General features: G+C 73.1%; 10 protein-coding genes, 1 tRNA gene and 1 pseudogene. 2 read left to right on the forward strand and 10 right to left on the reverse strand.

The features are described 5' to 3' along the window. Positions 1-275: 275 nt before the first annotated feature. Together BMW62_RS12810 and BMW62_RS12815 are read right to left on the reverse strand one after the other, a co-directional pair. On the reverse strand, positions 276-1,625 hold the full coding sequence (locus BMW62_RS12810; RefSeq protein WP_091931240.1) for an ABC transporter substrate-binding protein: 1,350 nt from the start codon (positions 1,623-1,625) through the stop codon (positions 276-278). Positions 1,626-1,860: 235 nt separating this feature from the next. Next, positions 1,861-2,457: an ANTAR domain-containing response regulator gene (locus BMW62_RS12815; protein ID WP_091931241.1), complete on the reverse strand. Its 597-nt coding sequence runs from the start codon at positions 2,455-2,457 to the stop codon at positions 1,861-1,863. Positions 2,458-2,532: 75 nt separating this feature from the next. On the opposite strand from BMW62_RS12815, the gene BMW62_RS12820 reads away from it, so the two are divergent. Both BMW62_RS12820 and BMW62_RS12825 read left to right on the forward strand, forming a co-directional pair. Next, positions 2,533-2,606, forward strand: a tRNA-Leu gene (locus BMW62_RS12820). A 213-nt stretch (positions 2,607-2,819) separates the two neighbouring features. After that, positions 2,820-4,457 carry an aminotransferase class V-fold PLP-dependent enzyme gene (locus BMW62_RS12825; protein ID WP_244524005.1) on the forward strand — a complete coding sequence of 546 codons (1,638 nt, stop codon included), beginning with the start codon at positions 2,820-2,822 and terminating at the stop codon, positions 4,455-4,457. Positions 4,458-4,494: 37 nt separating this feature from the next. Here the strand turns inward: BMW62_RS12825 and BMW62_RS12830 are convergent, their stop codons facing one another. The 8 genes and pseudogenes from BMW62_RS12830 to BMW62_RS22660 all read right to left on the reverse strand — a co-directional run. Then, positions 4,495-5,373 carry an acyl-CoA thioesterase gene (locus BMW62_RS12830; RefSeq protein ID WP_091931242.1) on the reverse strand — a complete coding sequence of 293 codons (879 nt, stop codon included), beginning with the start codon at positions 5,371-5,373 and terminating at the stop codon, positions 4,495-4,497. After that, positions 5,370-6,785 carry a pyruvate kinase gene (gene pyk, locus BMW62_RS12835; protein WP_091931243.1) on the reverse strand — a complete coding sequence of 472 codons (1,416 nt, stop codon included), beginning with the start codon at positions 6,783-6,785 and terminating at the stop codon, positions 5,370-5,372. The genes BMW62_RS12830 and pyk overlap by 4 nt, the downstream gene beginning before the upstream one ends. A gap of 172 nt (positions 6,786-6,957) precedes the next feature. Further along, on the reverse strand, positions 6,958-8,448 hold the full coding sequence (locus BMW62_RS12840; protein WP_091931244.1) for a glutamate synthase subunit beta: 1,491 nt from the start codon (positions 8,446-8,448) through the stop codon (positions 6,958-6,960). A gap of 53 nt (positions 8,449-8,501) precedes the next feature. Then, entirely contained in the window at positions 8,502-13,205 is a 4,704-nt protein-coding gene (gene gltB / locus BMW62_RS12845) for a glutamate synthase large subunit (protein WP_211435108.1), read from the reverse strand. Between the two features lie 354 nt (positions 13,206-13,559). Then, positions 13,560-14,528: a prolipoprotein diacylglyceryl transferase gene (gene lgt, locus BMW62_RS12850; RefSeq protein ID WP_091931245.1), complete on the reverse strand. Its 969-nt coding sequence runs from the start codon at positions 14,526-14,528 to the stop codon at positions 13,560-13,562. Next, entirely contained in the window at positions 14,525-15,325 is an 801-nt protein-coding gene (gene trpA, locus BMW62_RS12855; protein WP_091931246.1) for a tryptophan synthase subunit alpha, read from the reverse strand. The genes lgt and trpA overlap by 4 nt, the downstream gene beginning before the upstream one ends. A 173-nt stretch (positions 15,326-15,498) precedes the next feature. Beyond that, positions 15,499-16,758 (reverse strand): annotated as a pseudogene (trpB, locus tag BMW62_RS12860) (tryptophan synthase subunit beta); the annotation flags it as partial. A gap of 121 nt (positions 16,759-16,879) precedes the next feature. After that, on the reverse strand, positions 16,880-17,231 hold a 352-nt coding region (locus BMW62_RS22660; protein ID WP_170852358.1), incomplete at its 5' end, for an HNH endonuclease signature motif containing protein.

A 17,231-nucleotide genomic window follows, 5' to 3' on the forward strand; every position in this document is an offset into this window, starting at 1 on the left:
GGGGTCGCTCGCACCTGCCGTCGGCCACGGACGCGCCGTCGCACACTCCTGGCTGCCCACCGGCGATGGCCCGCGGCCCACGGTGGGGCCACATACCGCGGTCGCTCGGCGTGCAGCACGGCCACCGCAGGGGCGTGCCCCGGTCTGCACCGTCGGGTCGTGCCCGCCGGGTCCCGGACGGCACAGTGGCCCGGCACCCCGTGGGGTGTCGGGCCACTGTGACCGGCGGTCAGCCGTGCCGCGTCACCGTGACGACGCGGCGCGGCCGGGTGACCTCAGCTGCGCGCGGGACCGATGCCCTCGGCGTTGAGCGCCTCGATGATCCGCGCCGACTCCTCGAAGCCGATGACCACGATGGCGTCGGGGTTGAACTCCACCATCTGCTGGACCTCGGCGTCGAAGTTCGCCGCCTGCGGGTCGTAGGTCAGCGTCTCGATGCTGTCCGCGGAGAGCCCGGCCGCCTCCAGGTTCGCGACGGTGTTCTCCATGAGACCGGTGCCGTACGGGTCGTTCAGCGCCATGATCCCGACGGTGTTGTTGCCGTCGTTGATGATCAGGTCCGACAGCGCCCGGGCCTGCAGGGTGTCCGGCGGAGCCGTCCGGAAGTACAGCCCGTTGTCGTTGTAGGTCGTGAACTGGTCCGACGTGTTGGCCGGCGAGAACTGGACCACACCGGCGCGGGTGATGGCGTCGATGACGGTCAGGCTCACCCCGGACGACGCGGCACCGACGATGACGTCGACGTTCTGCTGCAGCAGCCGGTCCACCGTCTGCGAGGCGGTGTCGGTCGAGGCGTCGCCCGAGTCACCCTCGACCAGCTGCACCTCCTGGCCGAGCACGCCGCCGGCCTCGTTGATCTCCTGGACGGCCAGGCGCGCACCGGCGACCTCGGGCGGGCCGAGGAAGGCCAGGTTGCCGGTCAGCGGCAGCAGCGTGCCGATCACCAGCGGGTCCGTGGAGGTCGTGCCGGGCGCGGCCGGCGCCGGGCCCTCGTCGGTGGCTGCGTTGCCCTCGTCACCGGAGATCTCGAAGGTGGTCTGGCCCTCGTCGAGCGCGTTGTCCGCACCGAACTCCAGGATGCCGAAGCTCGCCTGAGCCGGCTCACCCGGCTCGGTGAAGCTCAGCGGCCCGGAGACGCCGTCGTAGTCGGGATTCCCCCCGCCGCTGATGATCTCCGAGCAGGAGCTGAAGCTGTCGCACGCCTCGCCCCCGAAGGTGACGCCGTTGATGTACGGGGCGAACTCCGTGGGCACCGTGCTACCCGCCAGCTGCGAGGCCAGCGCGCTGATGATGATCGCGTCGTAGGTCTCGGCCGAGTAGTTGAAGTCCTGCAGATTCGGGTCGACCGCCAGCAGCCTCTCCTGGAACTCCGTGCCCAGGTCGGTGAGCGGGGTGGTCCCCCTCATGCCGGCAAGGGCGCCCTCCGTCGTGAACGACTCACCGAGGGCGTTGCCCATGTTGCCGTCGGTGCCGTAGACGTTGACCTGCTTCTCGCCGCCGCCATCGCCGCCGCCGCCGCCACCTTCGGCCGACGTGCCGCCCTCGTCGCCGCCACCGCAGGCGGTCAGCGCCAGCAGGGCAGCACCGGTGACGGCGATGCTGCGGGCAGTAGTGCCAGTGCGCATCAAGCAACTCCCAGTGTCATCAGTGCGCCCGGACGCCGGCGCGTACGCGACGACGATCGACCGGGCGCCGATCGGTGCGCAGAACCTAGCCTCCGTCCGGGGGGTTGCACCCTGCTGCGGAACGACCGTGATGAGGTCGTGACCTGCGTCTCCTCACCGTGCGACCGGCAGCACGGTGCGTTGAGGGCGGATGACGCTGCCGCGCGGCACGCGCGATCGGGGCACGACCCGGGGGTCAGGCGGAGCCTTCGCCGGCCGTCGTCGCCGCCAGGATGGACTCCGCCAGGGCCTTCATGCTGGTCCGCTGGTTCATCGCGGTGCGCTGGATCCAGCGGAAGGCCTCGGCCTCGGTCATGCCCTGATCGGCCATCAGCCGGCCCTTCGCCCGCTCGACGACCTTGCGGGTCTCCAGCCGCTCCCCGAGGTCCTTGACCTCCCCGTCCAGCGCCGTCATCTCGGCGAAACGACCGCGCGCCACCTCGATGGCCGGCACGAGGTCGTTCTTGGAGAACGGCTTGACCAGGTAGGCCATCGCGCCCGCGTCGCGGGCGCGCTCGACCAGCTCGCGCTGGCTGAAGGCGGTGAGCACGATGACCGGCGCGATCCGTGCCGAGGCGATCCGCTCCGCGGCGGAGAGACCGTCGAGCACCGGCATCTGGATGTCCAGGATGACCAGGTCGGGACGCAGCTCCTCCGCACGCTCCACGGCCTGCTGGCCGTCGCCGACCTCGGCGACGACGCGGTACCCCTCCTCCTCGAGCATCTCCTTGAGGTCGAGACGGATCAGCGCCTCGTCCTCGGCGATCAGGACCCGGATCGGCTCGCTGCTCACGGGACGGCAGCCTATCGGCGTCGGTCGCCGGGCACCGCCCCGCTACTCTTCTCGGGCGCCGGTCGCACCCGGCACGCCCCCGTACCCCAATCGGCAGAGGGAGCGGATTCAAAACCCGCGCAGTGTGCGTTCGAGTCGCACCGGGGGCACTGGACTGGATTGCCGATCCTCCGGATCGGCGACCGCGGCCAGGTGCCGTCCCCTGCGCCGTTGAGCCGTTGCCGGCGCTCCTCGAGGACCCTCCGGGCCCACTCGTCGCGCCGTCTCGCGGAGCGGCTCGCGTCCCAGCGTCTTCGGCTCACGTCTCGACATGCCTCGGGGACCCTCCGGGCCCCGCTCGGCATGCCGAATAGTCTCGGCTGGTGACCGAGCCCGCGCCGCACATGACGCCCGAGCAGTTCCGGCAGCACGGCCACGAGGTCGTCGACTGGATCGCCGACTACTGGACGCGCATCGGCTCCTTCCCGGTGCGCTCCCAGGTCTCCCCCGGCGACGTCCGGGCCGCGCTGCCCGAGCGGGCGCCCGAGCAGGGCGAGCCGTTCGCCGCGGTCCTCGCCGACCTCGACCGGGTGGTCCTGCCCGGCGTCACCCACTGGCAGCACCCCGGCTTCTTCGGCTACTTCCCCGCGAACACCTCGGGTCCCTCGGTGCTGGGCGATCTGGTGTCCGCCGGTCTGGGGGTGCAGGGGATGTCGTGGGTGACCAGCCCTGCCGCGACCGAGCTCGAGCAGCACGTCATGGACTGGTTCGCCGACCTCCTGGGGCTCCCCGGGTCGTTCCGCTCCACGGGCAGCGGCGGCGGCGTCGTCCAGGACTCCAGCTCCGGGGCCAACCTCGTGGCCCTGCTCGCCGCGCTGCACCGGGCCAGCGGCGGCGCGACCGTCCGCCAGGGCGTGCAGCCCGAACGCGCCACGGTGTACGTCTCCAGCGAGACCCACTCCTCGATGGAGAAGGCCGTCCGCATCGCCGGCCTGGGCACCGAGGCGGTCCGGATCGTCGAGGTCGACGGCGACCTCGCCATGAACCCCGCCGCGCTCGCCGCCCGGCTCGAGCGGGACGTCGCCCGCGGGTACCGGCCCGTGCTGGTCTGCGCCACCGTGGGCAGCACCTCCACCACGGCGGTCGACCCCCTCGCCGCCATCGGGCCGATCTGCCAGCGCCACGGCGTGTGGCTGCACGTGGACGCCGCCTACGCCGGGGTCAGCGCGGTCGCCCCCGAGCTGCGCGAGCTGCAGGCCGGCGTCGAGTGGGCGGACAGCTACACCACCGACGCGCACAAGTGGCTGCTCACCGGCTTCGACGCCACCCTGTTCTGGGTCGGCGACCGCGCGGCCCTCACCGGCGCGCTGGCGATCCTCCCCGACTACCTGCGCAACGCCGCCACCGACGCCGGCGCCGTCGTCGACTACCGCGACTGGCAGATCGAGCTCGGCCGGCGCTTCCGCGCCCTCAAGCTCTGGTTCGTCGTCCGCTGGTACGGGGCCGAGGGGCTGCGCGCGCACGTGCGCGGGCACGTCGCCCTCGCCCAGGAGCTCGCCGGGTGGGCCGAGGCCGACGAGCGGTTCGACGTCGTCGCCCCGCACCCGCTGTCGCTGGTCTGCCTGAAACCGCGCTGGCCGGACGCGGTGGACGGCGACGTCGCGACCATGACGCTGCTCGACCGGCTCAACGACGGCGGCGAGGTCTTCCTGACCCACACGACCGTCCGCGGGCAGGCCGTCCTGCGCGTGGCGATCGGCTCGCCCGCGACCACGCGCGCCCACGTCGAGCGGGTGTGGGCCCTGCTGGTCGAGGGGCACGACTGGCTGGCCGCCGACTTCGCCGCCCAGGCCGCCGAGCAGGCGGCCGCACGGGCCGCGGAGCGCGAGCGGGCCGGGCAAGAGCAGACCGGGCGCGAGCAGACCGAGGCGACGCACACCGACGACGACGGCGCCGAGGAGCCGGTTCAGCAGGACCCGACGGCCGAGCCGGTCGGCGAGGACGCCGGGACCACCACCTGAGCCCCGGCGCGCCGGCGACGGTCCCCGGGAGCGGCGCTCAGCGCTCCGGGGACCGGATCAGCCCCTCCTGGGCCACCGTCGCGACGTGGGTGCCGTCGGCGGACCAGATCTGCCCGAAGCACAACGCCCGCCCCGCCGACGCCGCGGGGCTGTCGGTCTCGTAGAGCAGCCAGTCGTCCGCGCGCACGGGGCGGTGGAACCACACGGCGTGGTCCAGGCTCGCACCGATGAAGTCCGGCCAGCCGCCGCCGAGGCGGGCGAACCCGGCCGAGAGCAGCGTCAGGTCGCTCACGAAGGTCAGCGCGGCCGCCTGCACCACCGGGTCGTCGTGGAGCTCGCCGGCGACCCGGAACCAGGTCCACGACTGCGTGTGCGGTGGTGACTTGGGCGGCGCCGCGAACGGGTCGTGCAGGAACCGCTGCTCGACGACCCGCCCCATGGCCGCCATGACGGCCGCCCGCTCACCGTGCCGGGCGACGATCTCGTCGGTGCCGACCATCTCCGAGGGACCGGGCACCCCGGGCATCGGGAGGGAGTGCTCAGCCACGGCCGGCTCGCCGATGTGGAAGTCGGCGGTCAGCGCGAAGATGGCGACGTCCTCGCCCTTGCGCCGCTGGCAGGCGATCACCCGCCGCGTGGTGAAGGACCGCCCGTCCCGGATGCGATCGACGGAATAGCGGATCTCCTCCGACGGGTCACCGGGCCGGAGGAAGTACGAGTGCAGCGAGTGCACTCCCCGCCCGGCCGGCACGGTCCGCCCCGCGGCCACGAGCGCCTGGCCGGCCACCTGCCCGCCGAAGATGCGCTGCCGCTCGCTGCTGGGCGTCTTGCCCACGAAGACGTCGGGCTCCCGTTCGCTGAGGTCGAGCACCGACAGCAGCGCCGCCGCCTGGGTGCCCTCCGGCCCGCCGCTCACGAGTCGGTACCCACCTCATGCACACGGATGAGGTTGGTGGACCCGACGGTGTTCGGCGGGCTCCCGGCGACGACGACGACCCGGTCCCCCACCTCCAAGCGACCGATGGACAGCAGGGAGAAGTCCACCTGCTCGACCATGTCGTCGGTGTGCTCGACAGCGGGCACCAGGAACGTCTCGACGCCCCACGAGAGCGCGAGCAGACTGCGGACGCGGGCGTCGACGGTGAACGCCAACAGCGGCTGGCGGGGGTGCAGGGCGGCCAGCCGGCGCGCCGTCTCACCGGTCTGCGTGAAGGTGGCCAGCGCCTTCGCGTCGAGGGACTCCCCGATGTCCCGGGCCGCGCGCACGATGGCGCCGGACCGGGAGCGCGACCGGCGCGCCAGCTCCGGCACCCACAGGTGATCGCCCTCGACGGCGCTGATGATCCGGTCCATCGTCCGGACCGCGCCGATCGGGTACTGCCCCACCGAGGTCTCCCCCGACAGCATCACCGCGTCGGCGCCGTCGAGGACGGCGTTGGCCACGTCCGACGCCTCGGCGCGGGTCGGCCGCGAGTTGGTGATCATCGACTCGAGCATCTGGGTGGCCACGATGACCGGCTTGTTCCGCTCGCGGGCGGCCTGGATCGCGCGCTTCTGCACCAGCGGCACCTGCTCGAGGGCCAGCTCCACGCCGAGGTCGCCGCGGGCGACCATGATCCCGTCGAAGGCCTCGACGATCGCGTCGAGGTTGCGGACCGCCTCGGGCTTCTCCAGCTTCGCGATGACGGGGACGTGGATGTCCTCCTGGCGCATGATGTCGCGGACCAGCGCGACGTCGGTGGGCGAGCGCACGAAGGACAGCGCGATGAAATCCACGCCCAGGTGCAGCGCGAAGCGCAGGTCCCGCTCGTCCTTGTCCGACAGCGCCGGCACGCTCACGGCGACGCCGGGCAGCGAGAGCCCCTTGTTGTTCGACACCTTGCCGCCCTCGACGACCAGGCAGAAGACGTCGGGCCCCTCCACCCGGACGACGCTCAGCGACAGGTTGCCGTCGTCGACCAGGAGCCGGTCGCCGACGCGGACGTCGTTGGCGAGGTTCTTGTAGGTGGTGGAGACGCGCTCGGCGGTGCCCTCGACGTCCTCGACGGTGATGCAGACCTGGCTGCCGGTGGCCCAGGTGACCGGCCCGTCGGCGAAGGTGCCCAGCCGGATCTTGGGGCCCTGGAGGTCGGCCAGGATGGCGACGGCGCGCCCGGTGCTGTCGGAGGCCTTCCGCACCAGGTGGTAGGCGGTGGCGTGGTCCTCGTGCGCTCCGTGGCTGAAGTTCAGCCGGGCGACATCCATGCCCGACTCGACGAGGGCGGTGACCTGCTCGGCGGAACTGGTGGCCGGACCGAGGGTGCAGACGATCTTCGCGCGGCGGGACATGGCGATAACGCTAGTGCCACGACGAACTGCGTGACGGGGCGGGACCGGCGTGTCGGCTACCGGCCTGGTCACGCCGAGTGGGGCCCGGAGGGTTCCGCGCAGGCTCGACGGACGCGCTCCTCCGGACCGGGGGACGGCACGTGGCCGCGGTGCGGTCCGGAGGAGCGCAATGTCATCGCAGGGCGACCGCCGTGGGGGTCACCGGCCGGGGCAGCATGGACTCCCCGGTCAGCCAGGTGTCGACGCCGGCGGCCGCGGCCCGGCCCTCGGCGATGGCCCACACGATCAGCGACTGGCCGCGGCCCGCGTCGCCGGCCACGAAGACGCCGGGGACGGTGGACATGAACTCGTCGTCGCGGACGACGTTGCCGCGCCCGTCGACCTCCACGCCGAGGGCGTCGACCAGGCCCTCCCGCTGGGCACCGGTGAAGCCCATGGCGAGGAAGACCAGGTCCGCGGGGAGCTCGCGCTCGGTGCCCTCGACCTTCTGGAAGCGGCCGTCGACACGCTCGACCTCGTGCAGCAGCAGGGCCCGCACGTTGCCCGAGTCGTCGCCGAGGAACTTCTCGGTGTTGACCGAGTAGAGCCGTTCGCCGCCCTCCTCGTGTGCGCTCGAGACGCGCATGACCATCGGGTAGGTGGGCCACGGGTTGCTCCCCTGGTCCCGCAGGTCCGGGGGCGCCGGCATGATCTCGAGCTGGGTGACCGAGGCCGCGCCCTGCCGGTGCGCGGTGCCCAGGCAGTCGGCGCCCGTGTCACCGCCGCCGATGATCACCACGTGCTTGCCGTGGGCGTCGATCGGCGGGTCGTCCAGCTCGCCCAGGGCCTGCCGGTTGCCGAACGGCAGGTACTCCATGGCCAGGTGGATGCCGGCCAGCTCGCGGCCGGGAGCCGGCAGGTCGCGGCCGATGGTGGCGCCGACGGCGAGCACCACGGCGTCGTGGTCGGCGTGCAGCTGCTCGACGGTCGGGTCGCCGTCCCGGCCGCTGCCCACCTCGACCCCGGTGACGAAGCGGGTGCCCTCGGCGCGCATCTGGTCCAGCCGCCGGTCCAGGACGGACTTCTCCATCTTGAACTCGGGGATGCCGTAGCGGAGCAGGCCGCCGATCCGGTCGGCGCGCTCGTACACGGTGGCCTCGTGCCCGGCGCGGGTGAGCTGCTGGGCGGCCGCGAGCCCGGCGGGGCCGGACCCGACCACGGCGACCTTCTTGCCCGAGCGCTCGGCCGGGGTCTGCGGCTGCACCCAGCCCTCGTCCCAGGCACGGTCGATGATCTCCCACTCGATCTGCTTGATCGTGACCGGCGACTCCTGCAGGTTCAGCACGCAGGAGCCCTCGCACGGCGCGGGGCAGAGCTTCCCGGTGAACTCCGGGAAGTTGTTCGTCGCGTGCAGCCGCTCGATCGCGTCCTGCCAGTCGTCGCGGCGGGCGAGGTCGTTCCACTCCGGGATCAGGTTCGCCACCGGGCACGCGTGGTGGCAGAACGGGATACCGCAGTCCATGCAGCGGGCCGCCTGGGTGCGCACCTCGGCCGTCGGGAACAGCGGGTCCTCGCCGTTCTCCCGCCGGGTGTAGACGTCCTTCCAGTCCAGGAGGCGGACCTCGACGGGCCGGCGCGGCGGCAGCGAGCGCTCGTACTTCAGGAAACCGGTCTGGTCAGCCACGTGCTGCCTCCTTCTGCGCGATGTGCGTGAGACCGTCGGTGCCGTAGCGCGTGTCACCCACGTGCCGCCTCCATCACTGCTCGATCCACGTCGGTGCCGGCGGCCTCGGCGGCCCGCCGGGCCTCCAGCGCCCGCCGGTAGTCGCGCGGCATGATCACGCTGAACCGCTCCGACCAGCGGCCCCAGTCGGCCAGCAGGGCGGCGGCCACGCTGGACTCCGTGTCGGCCGCGTAGCGCACGAGCACGTCGCGCAGCCACTGCGCGGACTCGACGTCCAGCGGCTCGACGTCCACCATCTCCGGGTTCACCCGGTGCCGGGCGAGGTCGAGCACGTAGCCGATACCACCGGACATGCCGGCCGCGATGTTGCGGCCGGTCGCCCCGAGGATCACGGCGCGGCCGCCGGTCATGTACTCCAGCGCGTGGTCGCCGACGCCCTCGACGACGGCCAGCGCACCGGAGTTGCGCACGCAGAACCGCTCGCCGACGCGGCCGCGCAGGAAGATCTCCCCGCCGGTCGCGCCGTAGCCGATGACGTTGCCGGCGATGACGTTGTCCTCGGCGAGGAACGGCGCCTCCCGGGAGGGCCGCACGACGATCCGCCCACCCGACAGGCCCTTGCCGACGTAGTCGTTGGCGTCGCCGAAGAGCCGCATGGTGATGCCGCGCGGCACGAAGGCACCGAAGGACTGGCCGGCCGACCCGCCGAAGGTCAGGTCGATGGTGCCGTCGGGCAGCCCCTCGCCGCCGAAGCGGCGGGTGACCATGGAGCCCAGCATCGTGCCGACGGTGCGGTTGACGTTGCGCACCGGCAGCTCGAGGCTCACCGGGCGCGCGTCGAGCAGCGCCCCCTCGCACAGCTGGATCAGCGTCTGGTCGAGGGCGACGTCCAGGCCGTGGTCCTGGGTGCGGACCGCGCGCCGCGGGGTGCCCTCGGGCAGCTCCGGGACGACGAGGACCGGCGAGAGGTCCAGGCCCGCGGCCTTCCAGTGGTCGACGGCCTGGCGGGTGTCGAGCAGCTCGGCGTGGCCGACGGCCTCGTCGATGGAGCGGAAGCCCAGCTCGGCCAGGTAGTGGCGCACCTGCTCGGCGAGGAACTCGAAGAAGGTGACGACGAACTCCGGCCGGCCGGTGAACCGCTTGCGCAGCTCCGGGTTCTGCGTGGCCACGCCCACCGGGCAGGTGTCGAGGTGGCAGACCCGCATCATCACGCAGCCGGAGACCACCAGGGGTGCGGTCGCGAAGCCGAACTCCTCGGCCCCGAGCAGCGCCGCCACGATCACGTCGCGGCCGGTCTTCATCTGCCCGTCGACCTGCACCACGATGCGGTCGCGCAACCCGTTGGCCAGCAGGGTCTGCTGGGTCTCGGCCAGGCCCAGCTCCCACGGGGAGCCGGCGTGCTTGAGCGAGGTGAGCGGCGCGGCGCCGGTGCCGCCGTCGAACCCGGAGATGAGGACGACGTCGGCGTGCGCCTTGCTGACGCCCGCCGCGACCGTCCCGACGCCGACCTCGGCGACCAGCTTGACGTGGACCCGCGCTGCGTCGTTGGCGTTCTTCAGGTCGTGGATGAGCTGCTTGAGGTCCTCGATCGAGTAGATGTCGTGGTGCGGCGGCGGGCTGATCAGCCCCACGCCCGGCGTCGAGTGCCGGGTGCGGGCCACCCACGGGTACACCTTGCCGCCGGGCAGCTGGCCGCCCTCGCCTGGCTTGGCGCCCTGCGCCATCTTGATCTGGATGTCGTCGGCGTTGACCAGGTACTCGCTGGTGACGCCGAACCGGCCGGACGCCACCTGCTTGATCGCCGAGCGGCGCAGGTCGCCGTTCGGGTCGGGGGTGAACCGGTCGGGGTCCTCACCGCCCTCGCCGGTGTTGGACCGCCCGCCGAGGCGGTTCATCGCGATGGCGAGGGTCTCGTGCGCCTCCTGCGAGATGGAGCCGTAGCTCATCGCGCCGGTGTTGAAGCGCTTCACGATCTCGCTCGCGGGCTCGACCTCCTCGAGCGGCACGGGCGGCCGCACGCCGGTCTTCAGCGAGAACAGGCCGCGGAGCGTGGCGGCCTCCTCCGACAGCTTGTCGACGCTCTCGGTGTACTTCTCGAAGACCTCGTACTGCCGGGACCGCGTGGCGTGCTGGAGCAGGAACACCGTCTCGGGGTTGAACAGGTGCACCTCGCCCTCGCGACGCCACTGGTACTCCCCGCCGGTCTCCAGCCGGCGGTGCGCCCGCTCGGTGGGGTTGGCCGGGTAGGCCCGGCGGTGGCGCATGGCCACCTCCTCGGCGAGCACGTCGATGCCGACGCCGCCGAGGGGGCAGGAGGTGCCGGTGAAGTACTCCTCGACGACCTCCTGGGAGAGCCCGACGGCCTCGAAGATCTGCGCCATCGTGTAGGAGCCGACGGTCGAGATGCCCATCTTGCTCATGACCTTCAGGACGCCCTTGCCCAGCGCCTTGACCACGTTGCGCACCGCCTGGGCGGGCTCGACGCCGGTGAGGACGCCGTCGCGGATCAGGTCCTCGATCGACTCGAAGGCCAGGTAGGGGTTGACCGCGGCCGCGCCGTACCCCAGCAGCAGCGCGACGTGGTGCACCTCGCGGCAGTCGCCGGACTCGACGACGAGCCCCACCTCCATGCGGGTCTTCTCCCGCACCAGGTGGTGGTGCACCGCGGCGGTCATCAGCAGCGACGGGATGGGGGCGCGCTGCTCGTCGCAGTCGCGGTCGGACAGCACGATGATCCGGGCGCCGGCCGAGATGGCCTTGGAGACCTTGGTGCGCAGCTGCTCGACGGCCTCGGCCAGGGCGGCGCCGCCGCCGTTCACGTCGAAGTGACCGGTGATCCGGACGGCGGCGTAGCCGGGCAGGTCGCCGTCGTCGTCGATGTGCAGGATCTTGGCGAGCTCGTCGTTGTCGATGACCGGGAACGGCAGGTGCACCTGCCGGCAGGACGCCGGCGTGGCGTTCAGCAGGTTCTGCTCCGGGCCGAAGGTGCGGCCGAGGCTGGTCACCAGCTCCTCGCGGATGGCGTCCAGCGGCGGGTTGGTCACCTGGGCGAACAGCTGCCCGAAGTAGTCGTAGAGCAGCCGCGACCGATCCGACAAGGCTGCGATCGGGGTGTCGGTACCCATGGAGCCGATCGGCTCGGCGCCGCTGGCGGCCATCGGGGTGACCAGCATGCGCAGGTCCTCCTCGGTGTACCCGAAGAGCATCTGCCGGCGGACGACCGACTCGTGGCTGGGACGGGAGCGGCGGCGCTCGGGCAGCTGCGGCAGGTGCACCAGGCCGGCGTGCAGCCAGTCCTCGTACGGCTGCTCCGCGGCCAGGGCGCCCTTGACGTCCTCGTCGGACACGATCCGCCCGGAGGCGGTGTCGACGAGGAACATCCGGCCCGGCTGCAGCCGGCCCTTGGCGACGACGTCGGCGGCCGGGATGTCGAGCACGCCGACCTCGCTGGCCATGACCACCAGGTCGTCCCGGGTGTGCCACCAGCGGCCCGGGCGCAGGCCGTTGCGGTCCAGGACCGCGCCGATGAGCGTGCCGTCGGTGAAGCAGACGGCGGCGGGCCCGTCCCAGGGCTCCATGATCGAGGAGTGGAACCGGTAGAAGGCCCGGCGGGCCGGGTCCATCTCGTCGTGGTTCTCCCACGCCTCCGGGATCATCATCAGCACCGCGTGCGGCAGCGAGCGGCCCGACAGGTGCAGCAGCTCCAGCACCTCGTCGAAGGTGGCCGAGTCGCTGAAGTCGCTCGCGGTGACCGGGAAGATCCGGTCAAGCCCGAGCTCCGCGGCCGTGCCGGCCGGGCCGTCGAACAGCTCGGTGGCCAGCTTCGCCTCGCGGGCGCGCATGCGGTTGCGGTTGCCCTTGATGGTGTTGATCTCGCCGTTGTGCGCGATGAAGCGGAACGGGTGGGCCAGCGGCCAGCTCGGGAAGGTGTTGGTCGAGAAGCGGCTGTGCACGAGCGCGATCGCCGACTCGTAGCGCTCGTCGCGCAGGTCGGGGAAGAACAGCGGCAGCTGGTCGGTGGTCAGCATGCCCTTGTAGGTGATCGTCCGCGACGACAGCGAGGTGATGTACAGCGAGCTGCCCGCGTCGACCGCGGCGCGCTCGGCCCGCTTGCGCAGCACGAACGACCGGCGCTCCAGCCGGGTCACGCCGTTGCAGATGACGTTCCCGCCGAAGGCCTTCTCGTCGGCGCGGCCACCCATGGTCTCGGCGACGAACACCTGGGCGAAGTGCGGCATGACCGCCCGCGCCGTGGGGCCGAGGTCGGCGCCGTCCGGGTCGACCGGGACGTCGCGCCAGCCGAGGACGGTGAGCCCCTCCTCCTCGGCGAGGCGGGCGACGTCCTCGTACCGGGCGGCGCGCTCGGCCGCGTCGGTGGGCAGGAAGGCGATGCCGACCGAGTACTCGCCCAGGGGCGGCAGGTCGAAGTCCACGCCGGCGCGCAGCAGGGCGTCGGGGACCTGGGTGAGGATGCCGGCGCCGTCACCGGAGTTCGGCTCGGACCCGGCGGCCCCGCGGTGGTCGAGGTTGTGGAGGGCGGTGAGGCCGGCCTGCACGATGCGCCGGCTCTTGCGCCCGCGGGCGTCGGCCACGAAGGCGACACCGCAGGCGTCCTTGTCGTTGGCCGGGTCGTAGAGACCGGTCGGGGCGGGGACGGCGGAGAAGGGCACAGCCGGGGGCACGGCCGAGAGCGGCACGGCCGGCGGCACGGCGCCGGTGGTGGCTGCCGCGGTGGCGGGGGCGGGAAGGTCGGTCATGTCACTCCCGTCGTCGGCGCACCGTCGTCCCTCGGGGGCGAGGGGCGGACGGGGGCAGGGCCCGGGCCGGAGGTCAAGGGCGGCGGAGATGGCGGCACGTGCGGATCGCGGGACTCCGGGGAGGCTCAGGTGGCCCTGACCGGCTGACGCGCGAGCTCACCGGTGGGTGCCGGCGAGCCGTCGTCCGCGGGGCAGCACTGGCCCGGTCCGACACTACGACCTCGCCAGGATCTCTGGCGGGTCAGGCGGAAGCGTACACAGCCGTAACACCGTCCTGGCACGGCTGACCCCGATCCGTGACCGTCCCCACGCCCGGCGCCGGCGGGCTCGTCGAGCGCTGCGCCGCCCGACCGCTCAGGTCGCCGACGGCGGTCGGTGATCGTCCTCACGCGCCCCGGCCGCCGTCGCCCCGGACGCCTGCTCGGACGACGTCCCGGACGACGCCGGGGACCCCGGCTCGGTCGGCCGGCCGTCCGCCGCCGGGGCACCGCGGTCGATGACCTCGCGCGGGCGGCCGCGCTGCCACACGAAGTAGGCCACGGCCAGCAGCCCGACGACGATCGAGGTGAAGACGTTGATCCGCACGCCGAAGAAGGTCTCCGCCGGGTCGGTGCGGAGCAGCTCGATCCACAGCCGGCCGGCGCAGTAGGAGGCCACGTAGAGCGCGAACGCCCGGCCGTGCCCGAGGCGGAAGCGGCGGTCGGCCCAGATGACCAGCGCCGCCGCGGCGAGGTTCCACAGCAGCTCGTAGAGGAACGTCGGGTGGAACGTGCCGAGCACCACCGGCTCCCCGTCCGCCCCGGTGACCGCCTGCCCGCCGCTCCACTCGTAGATCGTCAGCGCCCACGGCAGGTCGGTGGGACCGCCGTACAGCTCGTTGTTGAACCAGTTGCCCAGCCGGCCGATCGCCTGCGCGACCAGCAGCCCCGGTGCGAGAGCGTCGGCGAACGCCGGCAGCGGGATGCCGCGGCGGCGGCAGGCGATCCACGCCCCCACGCCGCCGAGCGCGATGGCGCCCCAGATGCCCAGGCCGCCCTCCCATATCGCGAAGGCGCGCAGCGGGTCGCCGTCCTCACCGAAGTACGGCCGCGGGCTGGAGACGACGTGGTAGAGGCGGCCGCCGATGATGCCGAACGGCACCGCCCAGACGGCGATGTCCAGCACGTCGCCGGGCGCCCCGCCGCGGGCGACCCAGCGCCGTTCGGTGAGGACGACGGCGGCGACGATGCCGGCCACGATGCAGAGCGCGTAGGCGCGGATGGGCAGCGGGCCCAGCTCCCACACGCCTTGCGTCGGGCTGGGGATGGCGGCGAGGACGCTCACGCGCGCACCCCCGCCCGGCGGACCCCGGCGGCGAGGTCCCGGGTGAGCGCCCGGACCCCCTCCACCCCCCGGCCTTCCAGCAGCTCGCGCACGTAGGCCGAGCCCACGATCACGCCGTCGGCGAAGGCGGCGACCTCGGCGGCCTGGTCGCCGTCCGAGACGCCGAGGCCGACGCAGACGGCGAGGTCGGGTGCGGCCTCGCGGGTGCGGGCGACCAGCTTCTCGGCGGCGTCACCGACCGTCGCGCGCGTGCCGGTGACCCCCATGGTGGAGGCCGCGTAGACGAACCCCCGGCAGGCGGCGGTGGTCGAGCGGAGGCGGGCGTCGGTGGACGACGGCGCGACGAGGAAGACGCGGTCGAGGTCGTGCTCCTGGGCCGCGACGATCCACGCCCCGGCCTCGTCGGGGATGAGGTCGGGGGTGATGGCGCCGCCTCCGCCGGCCGCGGCGAGGTCGGCGGCGAACCGGTCGGTGCCGTAGCGCTCGATCGGGTTCCAGTAGCTCATCACCACCGGGACGGCGCCGGCCGCGGTCACCGCCTCGACCGCGCGCAGCACGTCGCGCATGCCGACCCCGGCGCGCACGGCGACGTCCACGGCTTCCTGGATCACCGGCCCGTCCATGCCCGGGTCGCTGTACGGGACGCCGACCTCGATGACGTCCGCCCCGGCCCCGACCGCGGCCACCATGGCCTCGATCGAGCCCTCGACGTCCGGGTAGCCGACGGGCAGGTAGGCGATCAGCGCGGAGCGCCCCTCCGCCTTCGCGGCCCCGATGCGTTCCTGCAGCGCACTCACGCCGTCTCCCCCGCTCCTGAGCCGGCGTTCGTCCGACCACCAGTGGCGACGTCACCGACCGCATCGACGCCGACCTGGTCCGGTGGGATCGCCTCGGCGTTGCTGACCGCGCCCTCGGTGGGTCGCTGGTCGGTGTCCAGGCCCGGGCCCGGGTCGACCTCCTGGCGGTCGCCGAGCCCGAACCACCGGGACGCCGTCTCGACGTCCTTGTCCCCGCGGCCGGAGAGGTTCACCAGGAGCAGCGGAGGCTCGTCCCCCCGCCCACCGGCCCCGCGCGACCCGAGCTCGCGCCCGAGGACCAGCGCCCCGGCCAGGGCGTGCGCCGACTCGATCGCCGGGATGATGCCCTCGGTGCGGCAGAGCAGCGCGAACGCCTCCATCGCCTCGGCGTCGGTGACCGGCCGGTACTCGGCCCGCCCGATGTCGTGGAGGTAGGAGTGCTCGGGGCCGACGCCGGGGTAGTCCAGGCCGGCGCTGATGGAGTGGGACTCGATCGTCTGGCCGTTCTCGTCCTGGAGCAGGAACGAGCGGGCGCCGTGCAGCACGCCCGGCGTCCCGCCGGTGATCGTCGCCGCGTGCCGCGGGGTGTCCACGCCGTCGCCGCCGGCCTCCAGGCCGACCAGCCGCACACCCTCGTCGGGGACGAAGGCGGTGAAGATCCCGATGGCGTTGGAGCCACCGCCGACGCAGGCGAGCACGGCGTCGGGAAGCCGCCCCTCGCGCTCGAGCACCTGGGCGCGGGCTTCGTCGCCGATGACCCGCTGGAAGTCGCGGACCATCGCCGGGAAAGGGTGCGGGCCGGCGACGGTGCCGAAGACGTAGTTCGTCGTCTCCACGTTGGTCACCCAGTCGCGGAACGCCTCGTTGATCGCGTCCTTGAGGGTGCGGGAGCCGGTGGTGACCGGGACGACCTCGGCGCCGAGCAGTCGCATGCGGGCGACGTTGAGCGCCTGCCGGCGGGTGTCCTCCTCGCCCATGTAGACGGTGCACGACAGGCCCATGAGCGCCGCCGCGGTCGCGGTGGCGACGCCGTGCTGTCCGGCGCCGGTCTCCGCGATCACGCGGGTCTTGCCGATCCGCTTGGTGAGCAGCGCCTGGCCCAGCACGTTGTTGATCTTGTGCGAGCCGGTGTGGTTGAGGTCCTCCCGCTTGAGCAGGATCCGCGCACCGCCGGCGTGGGCGGCGAACTTGGGCACCTCGGTCACCGGGCTCGGCCGGCCGGTGTAGTCGCGCTGCAGAGCGGCGAACTCGGCGAGGAACGCCGGGTCGACGCGCATGGCCTCGTAGGCCTCGGTGAGCTCGTCGAGTGCGGCGATCAGCGCCTCGGGCACGAACCGGCCACCGAAGACCCCGAAGTGCCCCGTGGCGTCGGGCCAGCCCGGCCGCGCCGGGAGCGAGAGGTCTCCGGTCTGCGGTGGGCTGGTCGTCGTCATGCGCACAGTGTCCCGCGCCGGGCGCCACGATCGCCGCAGGGGTGCGCGCGACATCACCGGATCGGACCAGCGCACCCGGCACGCGTTCAGAACGGATCCGATCGGCGGACCGGCCGCGCGGTCAGAAGGGTGGCGGGTCGTCCGCCGGGTCCGGTGCCTGGTCCGGGTCCGGGTCCGGTGGTGGTTGTGGTGGTGCGGTGAGGACGCGGAAGCCCGGTGGTCGGCTGGTGCGGGTGACGCCGGTGGGGGTGATGACGGTGAGCACGCCGTCGGGGTCGAGGGTGTGGGTCCAGCCGGGGGCGAAGGTCTTGAGCCGGTGGTGGCGGCGGCACCGGCAGCAGAGGTTCTCGCAGGCGGTCTGGCCGCCGTCGGCGTGGGCGATGACGTGGTCCAGGTCGGCCCAGCCGGCGGGCACGGTGCAGCCGGGGTGGCGGCAGGTGCGGTCGCGCAGGCGGAGGAACTGCTGCTGGCCG

The organism is Blastococcus sp. DSM 46786, from assembly GCF_900109665.1.
GTDB classification, from domain to species: Bacteria; Actinomycetota; Actinomycetes; order Mycobacteriales; family Geodermatophilaceae; genus Blastococcus; species Blastococcus carthaginiensis.

Coding starts and splice junctions, on each gene's coding strand:
- BMW62_RS12810 (WP_091931240.1), bottom strand. CDS start 1,625: ATGCGCACTGGCACTACTGCCCGCAGCATCGCCGTCACCGGTGCTGCC.
- pyk (WP_091931243.1), bottom strand. CDS start 6,785: ATGTCCCGCCGCGCGAAGATCGTCTGCACCCTCGGTCCGGCCACCAGT.
- gltB (WP_211435108.1), bottom strand. CDS start 13,205: ATGACCGACCTTCCCGCCCCCGCCACCGCGGCAGCCACCACCGGCGCC.